This is a genomic window from Halomonas sp. KAO, from assembly GCF_015595025.1.
Classification (GTDB): Bacteria; Pseudomonadota; Gammaproteobacteria; order Pseudomonadales; family Halomonadaceae; genus Halomonas.
Map to the genome: position 1 here is coordinate 717,854 of NZ_JADNRL010000019.1, position 15,745 is coordinate 733,598.

The window sequence follows — 15,745 nt, forward strand, 5'->3', positions numbered from 1 at the left end:
CCGTGCAAGCACGAGTCGCGCCCCCCGGTTTGAAACCCTGCCGCTGCGCTCGCGACCTGTCCGTCGGGTCACAACATAACCCCTCACGGGTGACCCTCGCTCTCCATCCCTGGCGATCGCCGGACGTCGCTTCGCTTGCGCCAGCAACCCGGGGTATATGTCGCTTTTCGTGCTTGCCCGGCTCTCCCAGACACAGACACCTCAGCCACCGAGTTCAGCCTCCATGGTTTCCAGTGCCTCCTCGGCGGCGAGCCACTCCGCCTCCAGATCCTCGAGGCGGGACTTGAGCTCACCCTGGCGGGCCAGGGTCGCGGTAAGCTCCTCCTTGCGGGCGGGGTCGGTATAGAGCTCGGCATCCCCGAGCCCCTCCTCCACCCCGGCAAGCTCCGCCTGGACCTTCTCCATGGCCTGCTCGGCGCGATCACGCTGTTTCTTCAGCGGGCGCAGCTTCTCGCGCAGCTCGGCGGCGGCGCGACGCGACGCCTTGCGATCCTCCTTCGACGCGCCCCCGTCGAGCTGGCGCTCCTCCCTCTCTCCGCGGGCCTCGCGGCGCTCGCCCTCCAGGCGGGCCTTGAGCCATAGCCGATAGTCCTCCAGATCACCGTCGAAGGGCTCCACCCGGTGATCGGCCACCCGCCAGAACTCATCCACGCTGGCACGCAACAGGTGCCGGTCGTGAGAGACGATGATCACCGTGCCCTCGAAACCCGCCAGCGCCTCGGTCAACGCCTCGCGCATCTCGAGGTCCAGGTGGTTGGTGGGCTCATCGAGCAGCAGCAGATTGGGTTTCTGCCAGGCCACCAGGGCCAGCGCCAGGCGCGCCTTCTCACCCCCCGAGAAGCGCCCCACCTCACCGAAGACATCGTCACCCGGGAAGCCGAAGCCACCCAGAAAGTTGCGGATCTCCTGATCGCTGGCGGTAGGTGAGAGGCGCTGCACATGCATGAAGGGGGTGGAGGCGAGATCCAGCCCCTCCAGCTGATGCTGGGCGAAATAGCCGACCTTGAGATGCTCCCCGGCGATGCGCTTGCCGGCGAGCAGCGCAAGCTCACCGGTAAGCGTCTTGATCAGGGTCGACTTGCCGGCGCCATTGGGGCCCAGCAGGCCGATGCGCTGTCCGGGCAGCAGCGTCAGCCTGACGTTGTCGAGCTGGACCTTTTCCGTGCCCGGCGCCTCGCCCTTGGGGCGATAGCCCAGTCGTGCCTCGTCCAGCACCAGCAGTGGGTGGGAGGTCTTGTCCGCGGCGGGCAGGCTGAAATGGAAGGGAGAGTCGGCATGCGCCACGGCGATGTCGCCCATGCGCTCGAGCATCTTCAGACGGCTCTGGGCCGCGCGGGCCTTGGTGGCCTTGGCGCGGAAACGAGCCACGAAGCGCTCGATCTCCTCGCGGCGCGCCTGCTGCTTGGCGGCCTCGGCCTGCTGCAGCGCCAGCTTCTCGGCCCGGGTGCGCTCGAAGGTGGTGTAGTTGCCGCGGTAGAGCACCAGGGAACGGCGATCGAAGTGCACGATGCTGTCGCACACCGCATCCAGGAAATCGCGGTCGTGAGAGATCAGCAGCAGGGTGCCGGGATAGCGTGTCAGCCACTGCTCGAGCCACAGCAGGGCATCCAGGTCGAGATGGTTGGTGGGCTCGTCGAGCAGCAGCAGATCGGAGGGCATGAACAGGGTGCGCGCCAGGTTGACGCGCATCCGCCAGCCCCCCGAGAAGGATGATAGAGGGCGCTCCAGATCCTGCTGGGCGAAGCCGAGGCCTACCAGCAGCTGGGCGGCCCTGGCCGGGGCGCTGTAGCCGTCCAGCGCCTCGATGACGCCGTGCAGCTCCGCCTCACGATGGACGTCGCCGGCCTCCCTGGCCTCTGCCAGGGCCGCCTCGGCCCGACGCAGCTCGGTATGACCATCGAGAACATGATCGAGCAGCGAGCGCGACAGCGCCTCCACCTCCTGGGCCATATGCGCGATGCGCTGCCCGCCGCTCATCTCGATCTCACCGCGGTCCGGCGTCAGTTCACCGAGCAGCAGCTTGAACAGGCTCGACTTGCCGGCCCCGTTGGCGCCGACGATGCCCGCCTTGTGACCGGCATGCAGGGTCAGGTCGGCGCCCTCGAGCAGGGCCTGGGTGCCGCGTTGCAGGGAAACTTGGCGCAGTGCGATCATGCGGGCTCCACAAGAGTGTGGCCGCCGCTCGAGGCGGCGGCGAAAGGACAATGATCGACGATTCTACCGAAATGCTGACCATCCTGCGGGCTCGACTCGCCGAAGAGCCGCTGTGGCCCTTTGCCCTGACGCTTTACGCCCGGGAAGGGGTCGAGGCTGCCTGCCTGCAGCTGCAGGACGACGCCGGGGTCGATGTCTGTGAACTGCTGTGGCGCTGCTGGCTGCTGCGGCATGGCGCCGTGCCGCAGCCAGACTGCGAATCGGCGCTTGTCGAGATACACCGCTGGCAACGCGATGTCACCCTGCCGCTGCGGCGCCTGCGCCGCGAGCTCAAGGTCGCCGCCGGATCACTCGAGGGCGTGGCCAGGCTACGTGATACCCTCAAGCAGGCGGAACTTCAGGCCGAACGAGAGACGCTCGCGCGGCTGGAAGCACTGGCCATGACCCACCCACTGGGGACGCTTTCCCCCGCCGATCAGCCGGCGGAAAAAACCCTGCAAGACGCCCTGCAACTACAGAAAAAAGCCCACCTTTCAACGCTAAATCGCCTGGTGACGCGCCTTGACCCTCCCCGGAGCCCACGCTAGCCTGAAAAAGCCGCGTGAATCTAATATTCCCTCGATGCCTTGTGGCAAGCTCCTGCGAGCCCGGGCAAAACCTGCAGAAGGGGCTACAAGAATGAAGTCACACAAGCTGTTGACCACCGCCGGTATCGGCGCACTGATGTTCGGCATGACCTCCGCCGCCATGGCAGACAACTGGCGCTATGCCCACGAGGAGTACGAGGGCGACGTTCAGGACGTCTTCGCCGTGGCCTTCAAGGAGTATATCGAGGAAAACTCCGACCACAGCGTGCAGATCTACCGCTTCGGCGAGCTCGGTGAGTCCGATGACATCATGGAGCAGACCCAGAACGGCATCCTGCAGTTCGTCAATCAGTCGCCCGGCTTTACCGGCTCGCTGATTCCCGAGGCTCAGATCTTCTTCGTCCCCTATCTGCTGCCCACCGACGAAGAGACCGTCATCGAGTTCTTCGACAAGAGCAAGGCCATCAACGAGATGTTCCCCGAGCTCTACGCCGAGCAGGGGCTGGAACTGCTCCAGATGTACCCCGAAGGCGAGATGGTGGTCACCACCGACGAACCCATCGAATCCGTGGACGACTTCGAGAACAAGAAGATCCGCGTGATGACCAACCCGCTGCTCTCCGAGACCTACAACGCCTTCGGCGCGACCCCCACGCCGCTGCCCTGGGGCGAGGTCTACGGCGCCCTGCAGACCGGTATCCTCGACGGCCAGGAGAACCCGATCTTCTGGATTCAGTCCGGCGGTCTCTACGAGGTATCCCCGAACCTGGTGTTCACCGGCCACGGCTGGTTCACCACCGCCATGATGGCCAACCAGGACTTCTTCGATGGCCTCTCAGAGGAGGATCAGCAGCTGGTACGTGACGCCTCGGAAGCGGCCTATGACCACACCATCGAACACATCCAGGGCCTGTCCGAGGAAGCCCTGAACAAGATCAAGGAGGACTGCGACAACTGCACCTACACTCGCCTGGATGAGGAGCAGATGCAGTCGCTGCGCGAGCGCGCGCCGCAGGTCGAGGAGGCCTACGTCGAGATGGCCGGCGAAGACGGTGCCGAGCTGCTCGAGCAGTTCAAGGCCGACCTCGAGGCCGTGACCTCCGACGAGGAGTAACTGCCTCCCACCGCCATGCTCAGGGGGTGGCCCATCTCGGGCCACCCCCTGTTCGTTATAACGACGACGACAGCCTGAGGGGACGCGCTGCGTGCACCCAGCGTTGACCCTCAAGCCACGCCGCGGCTCTGCAGGGCGTATGCTGACTGTCGAGACGCGTCTTACCACACTGCATGCTGAAGGGAGTGCAGCCATGACAGATGAAGAAGCCGAAAAGGCCTATCGCTCCGGCCTCCCCGGGCCGCTGGGGGCGGTCGATACCCTGATAAGCAAGCTGGAGGCGGTGCTGCTGGCCATGGGCGTGCTGCTGATGGCCGTCAATACCATCGCCAACGTGATCGCTCGCTTCGTGATCGGTGACAGCATCTTCTTTACCGGCGAGATCAACCGCATCCTGATCATCATGATCACCTTCGCCGGTATCGGCTATGCGGCACGCCATGGCCGGCATATCCGCATGTCGGCCATCTACGATGCCCTGCCGGTAGGCGGGCGCCGCGCCCTGATGATCATCATCTCCCTGTTCACCGCGCTGGTGATGTTCTTCCTGCTCTACTACTCGCTCGTCTACATCCTCGACCTGCAGTCCAAGGGCAGGGTGCTGCCGGCTCTGGGCTTTCCGATCTGGCTGATCTACGTCTGGGCGCCGCTGGGATTTCTGATCACCGGGATCCAGTACCTGCTGACTGCCATCAAGAACATGACCTCCAGGGACGTCTACCTGTCGACCAGTGTGCTGGATGGCTACAAGGATACGGAAACGGAAGTCTGACGCAGGGCTAAGGCCCGAGGGGAACGCACAATGACCACCATAATGGTTTGCACCATGATCGCCCTGCTGCTGCTGGGCTTTCCGATGATGATCCCGCTGATCACCGCCGCGGTGATCGGCTTCTTCATGATGTTCAATGGCCTGGGCCAGATGGATACCCTGATCCAGCAGATGATGGCCGGTATCCGCCCCGCCTCGCTGATCGCGGTACCGATGTTCATCCTCGCCGCCGACATCATGACCCGCGGCCAGTCGGCAGACCGCCTGATCGCCATGGTGATGTCCTTCATCGGCCATATAAAGGGCGGCCTGGCGGTCTCGACCGCCACCTCCTGCACCCTGTTCGGCGCCGTCTCGGGCTCCACCCAGGCCACCGTGGTGGCGGTGGGTTCACCGCTGCGCCCCAAGATGCTCAAGGCCGGCTACTCCGACGCCTTTACCCTGGCACTGATCATCAATGCCAGTGATATCGCCTTCCTGATTCCGCCGAGCATCGGCATGATCATCTACGGAGTCATCTCCGAGACCTCCATCGCCGAGCTGTTTATCGCCGGTATCGGGCCCGGGCTGATGATCCTGGCGATGTTCTCGGCCTACTGCGTCGCCTATGCGATGATCCGCGGTGTCCCTACCGAGCCCAGAGCGACCTGGGGCGAGCGATTCACCGCCGTTCGTCAGGCACTGTGGCCCCTGGGGTTCCCGGTAATCATCGTCGGCGGTATCTATGGGGGCATCTTCAGTCCCACCGAGGCCGCCGCCGCCTGTGTGCTCTACGCGGTATTCCTGGAGTTCGTCGTCTTCCGCTCGCTGAAGATGCAGCACATCTATGCGATCGCCAAGTCCACCGGCCTGATCACCGCGGTGGTGTTCGTGCTGGTGGCCGCGGGCAACGGCTTCTCCTGGATCATCTCCTTCGCGCAGATTCCCCAGTCGATCCTGGAGGCCGTGGGCATCAACGAGGCAGGCCCCACCGGCGTGCTGATCGCGATCTGCATCTCCTTCTTCGTGGCCTGCATGTTCGTCGACCCCATCGTGGTCATCCTGGTACTGACCCCGATCTTCGCCCCGGCGATCGCCGCCACCGGCCTCGATCCGGTCCTGGTGGGTATCCTGATCACCCTGCAGGTAGCCATTGGCTCGGCCACGCCACCCTTCGGCTGTGACATCTTCACCGCCATCGCGATCTTCAAGCGCCCCTACCTGGATGTGATCAAGGGGACACCGCCCTTTATCTTCATGCTGATACTGGCCGCGGCACTGCTGATCATGTTCCCGCAGATCGCCCTGTTCCTGCGCGACGTGGCCTTCAACTGAGCCAAGGAGAGAGAACCATGTTCAATCGGATCCTGGTCCCGGTGGATGGCTCCAAGGGTGCAATCAAGGCCCTCGAGAAGGGCGTGGGGCTACAGCTGCTCACCGGCGCGGAGCTCTACCTGCTGTGTGTCTTCAAGCACCATAGCCTGCTCGAGGCATCGCTCTCCATGGTGCCCGACAAGCTGGAGATCCCCCACGACGTCCTCAAGGAGTACGCCACCGAGATCGCCGTGCACGCCAAGAATCAGGCCATCGAGATGGGGGTGCCCGCCGACAGGCTGCGCGCCTTCGTCAAGGCCGGCCGCCCCTCGCGCACCATCGTGCGTTTCGCCCGCAAGCGCGAGTGCGACCTGATCGTGATCGGTGCCCAGGGCACCGGCGGTGACAAGAGCCTGCTGCTGGGGAGTGTCTCCCAGCGCGTGGCGGGCTCCGCCCACTGCCCCACCCTGGTGGTCTGAGCCTTCCCCTCTTCGTCCCGGTTTCGCTCGGATGCGGAACCGGGACGGCCCTGTTAGAGTCCCATGATTCGCATTCATCCCAGGCGCCACCGGCGCCGGAACCACAAGCCGGAATCACAAGAGAGCCACATGAAACGACTGCTGACCACCGCCTCACTCGCCGCCCTGCTGGGTGCCGCGCCCCTGGCAATGGGGGCCCCGGAAAGCGATGAAGAGAAGCTGGGCTACAGCCTGGGCGTGACCCTGGGCCAGAGCATCCAGCAGGATGTCGAGAACCTCGATGTCGACGCCTTCACCCAGGCCATCCAGGACGTCTTCGCCGGCGACGATCTCGAGATGAGCGACGAGGAGATGGCCGAGGCGCTGATGACCTTCCAGCAGCAGGCCGCCGCGGCCCGCCAGGCGGAGGCCGAAGCCGCCGCCGAGGCCAACCGCGCCGAGGGCGAGGCCTACCTGGCCGAGAATGCCGAGCGCGAAGGTGTCGAGACCACCGACTCCGGCCTGCAGTATCGTGAGCTGGCCTCCGGTGACGGCGCCACCCCCGGCGCCCAGGACAGCGTCGAGGTGCATTACGAGGGCACCCTGATCGACGGCACGGTCTTCGACAGCTCCTATGCGCGCGGCAACCCGGTCAGCTTTCGCGTCGACCAGGTGATCGAGGGCTGGCAGGAAGCCCTGCAGCTGATGAGCGTGGGCGATACCTGGGAGATCGTCATTCCCCACGAGCTCGCCTACGGCGCCCAGGGCCAGGGCCCCATCGGCCCCTACGAGACCCTGACCTTCAAGGTCGAGCTGCTCGGCATCAACGACGCGCAGGCATCATCCGGCGACAGCGCCGACGAAGCCTCGGCAGAAGAGAGCGTTGACGACGGCGCCGAGGATGCCGTCGACGATAGCCAGGCCAGTGAGTAAGTCTCGCTCGGCCACCTGGGCGGCCGGTGCGATCCTTGCCACGCTGCCCACGACTGCGCTGCTCGCCGATACGCCCCCTTCTCCCCGGCAGCTCCCGGCCCTGGCCGCCAGCGCCGAGAATGCCAGCGTCATCGGCGTCTCCTCGGGTGGCTACATGGCGACCCAGCTGGCCGTGGCCTGGCCGGAGCGCTTCGCCGGTCTCGGCGTGCTCGCCGCGGGTCCCTGGTCCTGCGCCCAGGGCTCGCTGGGTCTGGCCTTGGGTCAGTGCATGACCACCCGACGCGGCATGCCCGATATGCAGGCCCTGGAGCAACGCCTTGTCGGCTACCGTGAACGCGACCTGGTCGGTGAGGCCGAGGCGCTTGAGTCACTCAGGGTCTATGTCTGGCACGGCGGCGCCGACGAGGTGGTCGAGCCACGGCTGGGAGGGGCGCTGGTCGAGCAGTTTCGGGGCTGGCTAAGCGATCCCTCGCAGCTGCAGTGGCGCCAGGACGCCGATGTGGGCCACGGCTGGCCCGTCGACGCCACGCTCGGCCAGGCCGATGACGGCGCGCTGGCCGACTGTCGTGACGCGGGCCCTCCCCACCTGCTGGCCTGTGACAGCGATATCGCCGGCGACGCCCTGAACTGGCTGCACGGTGACCTGACGCCGCCCGCCGATGGCGAGGCCGCCGGCGAGCTGCGGCGCTTCGACCAGGGCGACTACGACGCCAGGGGGCTGGCCGATACCGGCTACCTGTTCGTGCCGGAAGGCTGCGAGGAGGGGGGCTGTGAGGTCAGCATGGCCCTGCACGGCTGCGGCATGGCCGCCGAACAGATCGGCGACACCTTCGTTAGCCATACCGGGCTCAACGCCTGGGCGGCCGAGAACCGGCGTATCGTGATCTACCCACAGACCGAGACGCGCCTGGGCAACCCGCAGGCATGCTGGGACTGGTGGGGCTATGCGGAGAGCACCTGGCAGCTCGACCCCATGCATGACAGCCGCCAGGGCACCCAGACCCGCGCGCTGATGGCCATGCTGGAGCGGCTTCAGGAAGCGCTGCCGTCGCGCTAGGCTTGGTGGCGGGTGCACAGGCTGGGTCAGGCCGGGTAGAGGAGCTGGACTAGCGGAACCGGGCCAGCAGAGCTGGACTAACGGGTCAGGACTAGAGAGTGTCGTGCAGCGCGGCGAGCAGCCCGCGATGGGAGGGGGAATAGAGCACCCGGCGCTGGATCTCCCCCTCACGGTCGACCAGATAGAGCGACGAACTGTGGTCGATGGTGTAATTCATGGCGGAGTCCGGCGCATCGACCTTGCGCCATACCACCCCGTAGCGCCCGGCCAGCTCCTCGAGCTGGGCCGTGCGGCCGGTGGCACCGATAAAGCGCTCGCCGAAGAACGCCAGATACTCCTCCAGCCGCGCGAGGCTGTCGCGCTCGGGATCCAGCGAGACCATCAACGGCACGAGCCGCTCACGCTGGGCGGGTTCGAGCTCGGCCAGCGCCTGACGCACCACCGCCAGGCTCATGGGGCAGACATCGGGGCAGTGGGTATAGCCGAAGAACAGGACCGCCAGCTGGTCATCGCCCAGGTGTTCGAGGCTGAACTCCCCCCGGGTCGAGGGCAGCTCTACCGGCCCGCCGACGGGGCCGCCGTCGACTCCCGCCGTCAGCTGCTGCTGATACCAGCCGACACCGCCCACCGCCATCAGCACGATCAATGCCACCCCGGCCCAGACTCCCTTGCGTTTCATGGTGCGTCTCCCCTGACCTCGAAATCAAACCCGCTCCCGAGCTTACCATCGGCCGTCTCGATAACCACCCGTGCCCGCCAGGGCATCACCGCCTCGGTACAGATGGGTATCTGTCCCTCGCCCCGATAGTGGCCATCCGCCCCGAGGCTCAGGGGGTAGCGGTGCAGTCCCATGTCCATGTCGCGTCCGACGAAGTCCACCATCACGCGCTCGGCCTTCACCCCCTGCAGGGACACCTCCAGCGGCAAGCGCTGCAGCGCGCGTATCTCGCCACGCACGCCGAGGTCGAGTGTCAGCTGGCGCTCTTCGCCCAACCTGGCCAGACAGGGCCCGCTACTCAGCTGACATTCCGGCGACTCGGGATACCAGCGCACCTGTCCGATGTCACGCAGCAGGTGGCTGACCAGGAACCACAGGGCGATGGCCACCGTGCCCAGGGTCAACAGCACCAGCAGGCGCAGCAGCGGCGGGCGTGAAGCAGTCGTGGGAGAGTCAGGCATAGGGGTCGGGGTCATCGCACAGAGAACCGGTAGTGGCAAGCTTATCAGCATTCGTTTGTGGCAGACTGCGGAACGATGTCGCAGGTAACGAGACCAAGGAGACCGACATGGCGGACATAGCGGGTGCCCTGGGGCCCCTGTTCCTGCTAATCCTGCTGGGCAGCGTGCTGGGCTGGCTGCGCCAGCCGGGTGCCGACTTCTGGCCACAGCTGGAGCGACTGATCTACTTCCTGCTGTTCCCCGCCATGCTGGTGGCGACCCTGGCCACCGCGGATGTCAGCCAGGTGCCGGTGACCCGTGTGGCGATCGCCCTGCTGGGCCCCATGGGCGCCTTCGCCATCGTGCTATGGCGGCTGCGTGGCTGGCTGGGCATGCAGGCCGCGGCCTTCACCTCGGCCTTCCAGGGGGCGCTGCGCTTCAACACCTATGTAGGGGTGGCCGGCGCCGCGGCACTGCACGGTCTCCCGGGAGCCACGGTAGCCGCGGTGGCCGTGGCGCTGATGGTCCCGGTGGTCAATGTCCTCTGTGTCTCCAGCTTTATCGCCGCCGGTACCCTGGGGCGCGGCAGCCTCGCCAAGAGCCTGGCGGCCCTGGGCCGCAACCCTCTTATCCTGGCCTGCCTGGTCGGCATCGGGCTCAATATCGGCGGCATCGGCCTGCCGGGGTGGAGCGAAGCCACGGTGGAACTGCTGGGGCGTGCCGCCCTGCCTTTGGGACTGGTGGCGGTGGGCGTGGCCCTGCGTCCCGCCGCCCTGGTACGCCTCGATCGTGGAATCTGGGCAAGTCACCTGGTGAAGCTGGCGCTGATGCCGGCACTGGCACTGGCACTGGCACTGCTGCTGGGGCTCGACCCGGTGAGTCGCGATGTGGTGCTGCTGTTCGCCGCGCTACCCACCGCCACCTCGGCCTATATCCTGGCCCGCCAGCTGGGCGGGGATGCCGAGATGATGGCCGCCGTGATCACCGGCCAGACGCTGCTGGCCATGGCGACCCTGCCACTGTGGCTGCGTATGGCGGGAACCTGAAATGAGCCATTAATAAAAAGCGTTCGCATTTGTGTTGACGACACAAACGCGAACGATTACTCTTTGATTGGCGGCGTTGATGAGGCGTCGCCACCAGGCAGGGCCCGCCAGTCTCCTGGCCTGGTTTCTCCCTCTCATTGCTAGACACGGTCTTGCGCCACCCTCCTCGAGGGTGGTTTTTTTTGTTCACACCGTGCGCGAGTAGCGTCCCGTGCTATGAGCCAGGTAGGCATCGAAGGCCATGGCGGCATTGCGCATCATCAGCCGCCCGGCAGGGAGCAGCTCGATCTCGTTATCGCGGATCGCCAGCAGACCATCATCGGCCATCTCCCGAAGCTCCTCCAGGGCGTCGGCGAAATAGTCACGGAAGACGATGCCGTGCTTGGCCTCGATGGCGGCGAAGTCGATGCGGTTATGGCACATCAGGGCATTGATCACGTCGCGACGCAGGCGATCATCGTCGCTGAGCCGATAGCCCCGGAACACCGCGAGACGCCCCTCCTGCAGGCGGTGCTGATACTGGGCGGTCTCCTTGACGTTCTGGCTGTAGGTATCGCCTACCTTGCCGATGGAGGTGATGCCCAGGCCGATCATGTCGCAGTCGGCATGGGTGGAGTAGCCCTGGAAGTTGCGCTGCAGGGTGCCGTTCTCCCGGGCCAGGGTCAGCTCGTCATCGGGCAGGGCGAAGTGATCCATGCCGATATAGACGTAGCCGGCCTCGGTAAGCCGTCGAATGGTCAGCTCCAGCAGTTCCAGCTTGCGCTCCGGAGGCGGCATGTCCTCGGGGCGTATCAGCCGCTGCGCCTTGAACAGCTCCGGCAGATGCGCGTAGCTGTAGGTGGCGATCCGGTCCGGGCGCAGCGCGATGATCTTGTCCAGGGTGGTATCGAAACTGGCTACCGTCTGCAGCGGCAGGCCATAGATCAGATCAACGCTGATCGACTGGAAGCCTGCCTGGCGAGCGGCATGCACCAGGGAGACGACATCCTCCTCGCTCTGCACCCGATTGACCGCCTTCTGCACGTCGGGATCGAAGTCCTGTACCCCGAAGCTCAGGCGATTGAAACCCAGCGCATGGAGCTCGTGAATCTGCTCGGGGGTCACCGTGCGTGGATCCACCTCCAGCGAGAACTCGCGCTCCTCGGGCGGCGCGAAGTGGAAGGCGGCATCCAGGCTCGCCATCAGCTCGCCGAGCTGGTCATTGCTCAGGTAGGTCGGCGTACCGCCCCCCAGATGCAGCTGGGTCATGCGTCGGGTCTCGTCGAACAGCGCCCCCTGCACCCGGATCTCCTGCTGCAGCCAGGCCAGATATTCCGCCGCACGCTCGGTGTTATGGGTGATGATCTTGTTGCAGGCGCAGTAGTAGCAGAGGCTCTTGCAGAACGGAATATGCACATAGACCGACAGCGGCTTGGGCACGGTGGCACCATTGCTGCGCTCGGCGGCGGCACGATAGTCATCCTCGGCGAAGGCCGCGTGAAACTGCGGCGCCGTGGGATAGGAGGTATAGCGCGGGCCGGGACGATCGTATTTCTCGACCAGGGGACGATTGAAGAGCTGATGGTCTTGCATGGTCAAACGGCCTCGTTGAATGCCTTGGCACCGCCGCGGCAATGCCCGATGGTGCGCAGTATGCCAGCATGAGGATGAAACGTTGGATCCCATGCAGGGCCAGTTGACCCTGATCAATTTCTTTGGCGAGCTGAAATACGTCGCACGTTAACGAACAATCGCCAGATGGGGCATTTTAACTACGCGAAGCGAGCTTTCACTGACATGGCACAGCCCTCGCATTGCCTTTGATGTTAAAATGCATGTGAATTATCGCTTAACTGCTTGCTTCCTTTGTTGAGGGAGGGTCATGACATGTCGGGATCCGCTTCGCGTCTTGCCTGGTGCGGCCTTACCTACGGCTGCATCGGTCTGGGTACCGCCGGGATGGTACTGCCGCTGCTGCCGACCACCCCCTTCCTGCTGCTGGCCGCCTGGTCGGCGCCCAAGGGATCGCCGCGCCTGGCGCGCTGGCTGCATTCTCACCCGCGGTTTGGCCCTACCCTGCTGGCCTGGCGCGAGCGGCGCGCCATACCACGACGCGCCAAGGCTCTAGCGGTGCTGCTGCTGACCGTCAGCTGGACGATGCTGTGGGCCGGCGGCGCGCCGCTCCCGGGACTGGTGGCATCGGGGTTGCTGTTTGTTACGGTCGCCGGCTTCGTGCTGAGCCGACCCGCTGACGCGGCGCCGCCGTCCGCCGAGCCCCACCTCCGGGCCCAACGCTGATTCGAACATGATACGAGGCGACGCTTTCTGCCATGCACCTGACCCGCTTCACCGACTACTCCCTGCGCGTGCTGCTCTATCTGGCGGTCAAGGGTGAAGAGCGCTCCACCATCACCGAGATCGCCGAGCGCTTCGAGATTTCACGCAACCACCTGATGAAGGTGGTCCAGGACCTCAGCCACCACGGCTATATCACTTCGATTCGTGGCAAGCATGGCGGCCTGCTGCTCAGACGCGAGCCGGACAGCATCGTGCTCGGCGAGCTGATACGTCGCACCGAGCGCGACCTGACCCTGGTGGAGTGTTTCGGCGACGACAACGAGTGCCTGATCACCCCCGCCTGCCGACTCAAGCAGATCCTTGCCGAGGCCCTGGACGCCTTCATGGCGGTGCTCGATGGCTACACCCTGGAGGACCTGCTGGGTCCTCGCCGCCAGCCGCTGATCCAGCTGCTGCAGCTGGACGAACCGCCGTCCCCGTGAGCCCCTATCTCGCGGCGAACGGCCCTTGGCTCTCAGTATCGTTTTTAGCCTCACATCCATTAGATTTTTCTTTTTCTCCTCGGGGGTCTAGCCTGAGTATGACGCACGTCAAGCGCTGACATCATGCCGACTGGCATGATGTCAGCAGCTGCCCGGTGGGCTGATCGATACAACCGGGCTTTTTCAGGCATGAAGTTGCATTCCGGAGATGTCCTATGAAACTGGTTCTCGCCGCTACCCTGCTGGGTAGTGCCCTCCTGGCCATGAACACCCAGGCCGCGGGTGACGCTGCCGCCGGCGAAGGCAAGATCGGCACCTGCGTTGCCTGCCATGGTGCCGATGGCATGGCCGTCGCCCCCATCTACCCTAACCTCGCCGGCCAGTCTGCCACTTACCTCGAAAGCAGCCTCAAGGCCTACCGTGCCGGCGAGCGTGGCGGCGGCATGTCCGCCATGATGACCCCGATGGCCCAGAGTCTCTCCGATGAAGACATCGCCGATATCGCCGCCTATTACTCCAGTCTGGAGTGATCGCCAGCCTCAAGTTCTGCCGAGGGTCGGTCACCATACCGGCCCTTCCCACGCATCCTGATCACATTTTACGTGTCGTTTCCCTCCTGGCCGATGCGGCCTGTCGATGACCGTCAAGCGTACTCCTCGCAATAACGGCATTGCGCTTGGCCCGTTACCAGGCATGATATGAAGCCTCTTGCCCACAAAGGCGCCGTATCGACACGCGAAGAGGCCAGGATGCCCCTTATTTTCACGCCTATCTTTCGTATTATTGCCACACTGACCGGCCTGATCTCTCTGATCACGACCGTACACGCCGTGCAGTTCAACGTCGCCGAGGTCGAGCGCCATGGCGCCTGGCAATCGATGACTCTTAGCCTCGGCGAGGAGCGTCTCTACCGCGCCCTGGAGGGTGATAACTACGCCGACGCCCACTTCAGCGTCAATGTCAGCCCCGGCGCCTGCGAGGCACCCTGGCTGGAGCTGCGCGTGGACCTCGGCGAGCACCAGCCTGAAAGCCAGGTGGTCAACCTGGTACCCGCCGACCTCAGGGTCGATGAGCAGACCATCCACTCGGGACAGGCCGAGTTTCGCACCGAGCGCGGCGACAGCGGCTTCTATGTACGGTTCGATCTTCCCGCGCAGCCACTGCTGTTCGATGAGATGCGCCGGGGCGAGATCCTGCGCCTGCGAATGATGCGCGGCCCCGACGACCCCTGGTTCATGGTCTTCGCCCTCGATGGTGCCGGCGAGGCAATGGACCGCATGGCGCAGGCCTGTCGCCCCTGAGCTCAGGCAATGAGTGAGCCCCGCTGACAGCGGTGCCCCGGCGCCGTATGCTGGGTACCGATATCAACCGACACCCCCCAAGGAGTGCCCCATGCGACGCCTAGCCCTCGCCCTACTGACGGCGACCCTGCCTGCCCTGGCGCTTGCCCAGACCGACGCCGCCCCCGACGTGGTGCTGCATACCAGCGAGGGTGCCATCGGCATCGAGCTTTACGAGGAGCAGGCCCCGCAGAGCGTCGAGAACTTCCTCGCCTACGCCGAGTCGGGCCACTACGACGGCACCCTCTTCCACCGGGTGATCGACGACTTCATGATCCAGGGCGGCGGCTTCGACACCGACTTCACCCAGAAGGCGACCCGCGAGCCGATCGAGAACGAGGCCGACAACGGCCTCAAGAACCGCCGCGGCACCCTGGCCATGGCGCGCACCGGGGCGCCCCACTCGGCCACCGCCCAGTTCTTTATCAACGTCGCCGACAACGGCTTCCTCGACCATGTCAGCACCCAGTCGGGCCAGACCTGGGGCTATGCGGTGTTCGGTCGGGTCGTCGACGGCATGGAGGTGGTGGACACCATCAAGCGCGTGCCCACCGGCAATCGCGGCCGCCTTCAGAACGTGCCGAAAACGCCGGTGATCATCGAACGCGCCGAGGTACTCGGCGATTGATCGATAGAGGAGAGTAACCAGAGTGGCGACACTGCTGTTTCGGCTCGACAACGTGCCCGAGGAGGAGGCCGACGAGGTACGCCGCCTCCTCGAACAGCACGGCTTCGACACCTTCGAGAGCCGCGCCGGCTTCTGGGGGCTTGGCGTGGCGGCCATCTGGCTGCGCGACAAGGGCGATTACGAGGCCGCCAGAGAGGCGCTGGATAGCTATCAGCAGGGGCTCGCCGCACGGGTTCGCGAGGAGCGCGATGCGCTGGCCGAGCGCGGTGAAGCCCCCACCCTGTGGCGCCGCCTGCGCCAACACCCCGTGCGCATGCTGCTGGTTGTGCTGGCACTGGCCGGGGTGTTGACCCTTACTCTGCTGCCCTTCCTGGGCCTGATCGGCTGATGCCTGGATACGCCAACGCCCCCGCCGGTTGAACCGACGGGGGCGTTGCATGGTGTGG

General features: G+C 65.2%; 18 protein-coding genes. 14 read left to right on the forward strand and 4 right to left on the reverse strand.

Features of this window, described 5'->3' with window-relative positions; all coding sequences use genetic code 11:
* Positions 1-201: 201 nt before the first annotated feature.
* Positions 202-2,154, reverse strand: a complete 1,953-nt coding sequence (locus IOC61_RS09580; RefSeq protein ID WP_195688600.1) for an ATP-binding cassette domain-containing protein — start codon at positions 2,152-2,154, stop codon at positions 202-204.
* A gap of 50 nt (positions 2,155-2,204) precedes the next feature.
* Between IOC61_RS09580 and IOC61_RS09585 the strand changes: the two genes are divergently transcribed.
* From IOC61_RS09585 to IOC61_RS09615, 7 genes are all read left to right on the forward strand, one after another.
* Positions 2,205-2,741, forward strand: coding sequence for a TIGR02444 family protein (locus tag IOC61_RS09585; RefSeq protein WP_195688601.1), 537 nt, complete (start codon positions 2,205-2,207; stop codon positions 2,739-2,741).
* A gap of 91 nt (positions 2,742-2,832) precedes the next feature.
* Positions 2,833-3,855, forward strand: coding sequence for a TRAP transporter substrate-binding protein DctP (gene dctP / locus IOC61_RS09590; protein WP_195688602.1), 1,023 nt, complete (start codon positions 2,833-2,835; stop codon positions 3,853-3,855).
* 193 nt (positions 3,856-4,048) lie between these two features.
* Positions 4,049-4,627: a TRAP transporter small permease gene (locus IOC61_RS09595; RefSeq protein ID WP_195688603.1), complete on the forward strand. Its 579-nt coding sequence runs from the start codon at positions 4,049-4,051 to the stop codon at positions 4,625-4,627.
* A 30-nt stretch (positions 4,628-4,657) separates the two neighbouring features.
* Complete coding sequence (locus IOC61_RS09600) at positions 4,658-5,941, forward strand: TRAP transporter large permease (protein WP_195688604.1); 1,284 nt, start codon at positions 4,658-4,660, stop codon at positions 5,939-5,941.
* Between the two features lie 17 nt (positions 5,942-5,958).
* Entirely contained in the window at positions 5,959-6,399 is a 441-nt protein-coding gene (locus IOC61_RS09605; RefSeq protein ID WP_195688605.1) for a universal stress protein, read from the forward strand.
* A gap of 129 nt (positions 6,400-6,528) precedes the next feature.
* On the forward strand, positions 6,529-7,311 hold the full coding sequence (locus IOC61_RS09610) for an FKBP-type peptidyl-prolyl cis-trans isomerase (protein WP_195688606.1): 783 nt from the start codon (positions 6,529-6,531) through the stop codon (positions 7,309-7,311).
* Positions 7,304-8,368, forward strand: a complete 1,065-nt coding sequence (locus IOC61_RS09615; RefSeq protein ID WP_311432454.1) for a PHB depolymerase family esterase — start codon at positions 7,304-7,306, stop codon at positions 8,366-8,368. The genes IOC61_RS09610 and IOC61_RS09615 overlap by 8 nt, the downstream gene beginning before the upstream one ends.
* Before the next feature lie 91 nt (positions 8,369-8,459).
* Here the strand turns inward: IOC61_RS09615 and IOC61_RS09620 are convergent, their stop codons facing one another.
* A complete protein-coding gene (locus IOC61_RS09620) occupies positions 8,460-9,047 on the reverse strand; it encodes an SCO family protein (RefSeq protein WP_195688608.1) in 588 nt (195 codons plus the stop codon).
* The gene (locus IOC61_RS09625) at positions 9,044-9,547 is read right to left on the reverse strand and encodes a hypothetical protein (RefSeq protein ID WP_195688609.1); all 504 of its coding nucleotides are present in this window, start codon (positions 9,545-9,547) and stop codon (positions 9,044-9,046) included. Before IOC61_RS09625 ends, IOC61_RS09620 begins: the two co-directional genes overlap by 4 nt.
* A 107-nt stretch (positions 9,548-9,654) precedes the next feature.
* Between IOC61_RS09625 and IOC61_RS09630 the strand changes: the two genes are divergently transcribed.
* Complete coding sequence (locus IOC61_RS09630; RefSeq protein ID WP_195688610.1) at positions 9,655-10,572, forward strand: AEC family transporter; 918 nt, start codon at positions 9,655-9,657, stop codon at positions 10,570-10,572.
* A gap of 186 nt (positions 10,573-10,758) precedes the next feature.
* Here the strand turns inward: IOC61_RS09630 and hemN are convergent, their stop codons facing one another.
* Complete coding sequence (gene hemN / locus IOC61_RS09635; RefSeq protein WP_195688611.1) at positions 10,759-12,144, reverse strand: oxygen-independent coproporphyrinogen III oxidase; 1,386 nt, start codon at positions 12,142-12,144, stop codon at positions 10,759-10,761.
* A gap of 294 nt (positions 12,145-12,438) precedes the next feature.
* Between hemN and IOC61_RS09640 the strand changes: the two genes are divergently transcribed.
* The 6 genes from IOC61_RS09640 to IOC61_RS09665 all read left to right on the forward strand — a co-directional run bounded on the left by IOC61_RS09640 (position 12,439) and on the right by IOC61_RS09665 (position 15,687).
* The gene (locus IOC61_RS09640; RefSeq protein WP_195688612.1) at positions 12,439-12,849 is read left to right on the forward strand and encodes a YbaN family protein; all 411 of its coding nucleotides are present in this window, start codon (positions 12,439-12,441) and stop codon (positions 12,847-12,849) included.
* Between the two features lie 32 nt (positions 12,850-12,881).
* On the forward strand, positions 12,882-13,331 hold the full coding sequence (locus IOC61_RS09645; RefSeq protein ID WP_195688613.1) for an RrF2 family transcriptional regulator: 450 nt from the start codon (positions 12,882-12,884) through the stop codon (positions 13,329-13,331).
* A gap of 215 nt (positions 13,332-13,546) precedes the next feature.
* A complete protein-coding gene (locus IOC61_RS09650) occupies positions 13,547-13,861 on the forward strand; it encodes a c-type cytochrome (protein WP_195688614.1) in 315 nt (104 codons plus the stop codon).
* A 219-nt stretch (positions 13,862-14,080) separates the two neighbouring features.
* Positions 14,081-14,632: a hypothetical protein gene (locus IOC61_RS09655; RefSeq protein ID WP_229333011.1), complete on the forward strand. Its 552-nt coding sequence runs from the start codon at positions 14,081-14,083 to the stop codon at positions 14,630-14,632.
* 91 nt (positions 14,633-14,723) lie between these two features.
* On the forward strand, positions 14,724-15,299 hold the full coding sequence (locus IOC61_RS09660; protein ID WP_195688615.1) for a peptidylprolyl isomerase: 576 nt from the start codon (positions 14,724-14,726) through the stop codon (positions 15,297-15,299).
* Positions 15,300-15,321: 22 nt separating this feature from the next.
* Positions 15,322-15,687, forward strand: a complete 366-nt coding sequence (locus IOC61_RS09665; RefSeq protein ID WP_195688616.1) for a DUF6164 family protein — start codon at positions 15,322-15,324, stop codon at positions 15,685-15,687.
* The last annotated feature ends 58 nt before the right edge of the window (positions 15,688-15,745 follow it).

Coding starts and splice junctions, on each gene's coding strand:
- hemN (WP_195688611.1), bottom strand. CDS start 12,144: ATGCAAGACCATCAGCTCTTCAATCGTCCCCTGGTCGAGAAATACGAT.
- IOC61_RS09610 (WP_195688606.1), top strand. CDS start 6,529: ATGAAACGACTGCTGACCACCGCCTCACTCGCCGCCCTGCTGGGTGCC.
- IOC61_RS09600 (WP_195688604.1), top strand. CDS start 4,658: ATGACCACCATAATGGTTTGCACCATGATCGCCCTGCTGCTGCTGGGC.
- IOC61_RS09660 (WP_195688615.1), top strand. CDS start 14,724: ATGCGACGCCTAGCCCTCGCCCTACTGACGGCGACCCTGCCTGCCCTG.
- IOC61_RS09640 (WP_195688612.1), top strand. CDS start 12,439: ATGTCGGGATCCGCTTCGCGTCTTGCCTGGTGCGGCCTTACCTACGGC.
- IOC61_RS09605 (WP_195688605.1), top strand. CDS start 5,959: ATGTTCAATCGGATCCTGGTCCCGGTGGATGGCTCCAAGGGTGCAATC.
- IOC61_RS09650 (WP_195688614.1), top strand. CDS start 13,547: ATGAAACTGGTTCTCGCCGCTACCCTGCTGGGTAGTGCCCTCCTGGCC.
- IOC61_RS09645 (WP_195688613.1), top strand. CDS start 12,882: ATGCACCTGACCCGCTTCACCGACTACTCCCTGCGCGTGCTGCTCTAT.
- IOC61_RS09630 (WP_195688610.1), top strand. CDS start 9,655: ATGGCGGACATAGCGGGTGCCCTGGGGCCCCTGTTCCTGCTAATCCTG.
- IOC61_RS09595 (WP_195688603.1), top strand. CDS start 4,049: ATGACAGATGAAGAAGCCGAAAAGGCCTATCGCTCCGGCCTCCCCGGG.
- IOC61_RS09585 (WP_195688601.1), top strand. CDS start 2,205: ATGATCGACGATTCTACCGAAATGCTGACCATCCTGCGGGCTCGACTC.
- IOC61_RS09625 (WP_195688609.1), bottom strand. CDS start 9,547: ATGCCTGACTCTCCCACGACTGCTTCACGCCCGCCGCTGCTGCGCCTG.
- IOC61_RS09580 (WP_195688600.1), bottom strand. CDS start 2,154: ATGATCGCACTGCGCCAAGTTTCCCTGCAACGCGGCACCCAGGCCCTG.
- dctP (WP_195688602.1), top strand. CDS start 2,833: ATGAAGTCACACAAGCTGTTGACCACCGCCGGTATCGGCGCACTGATG.
- IOC61_RS09655 (WP_229333011.1), top strand. CDS start 14,081: ATGCCCCTTATTTTCACGCCTATCTTTCGTATTATTGCCACACTGACC.
- IOC61_RS09620 (WP_195688608.1), bottom strand. CDS start 9,047: ATGAAACGCAAGGGAGTCTGGGCCGGGGTGGCATTGATCGTGCTGATG.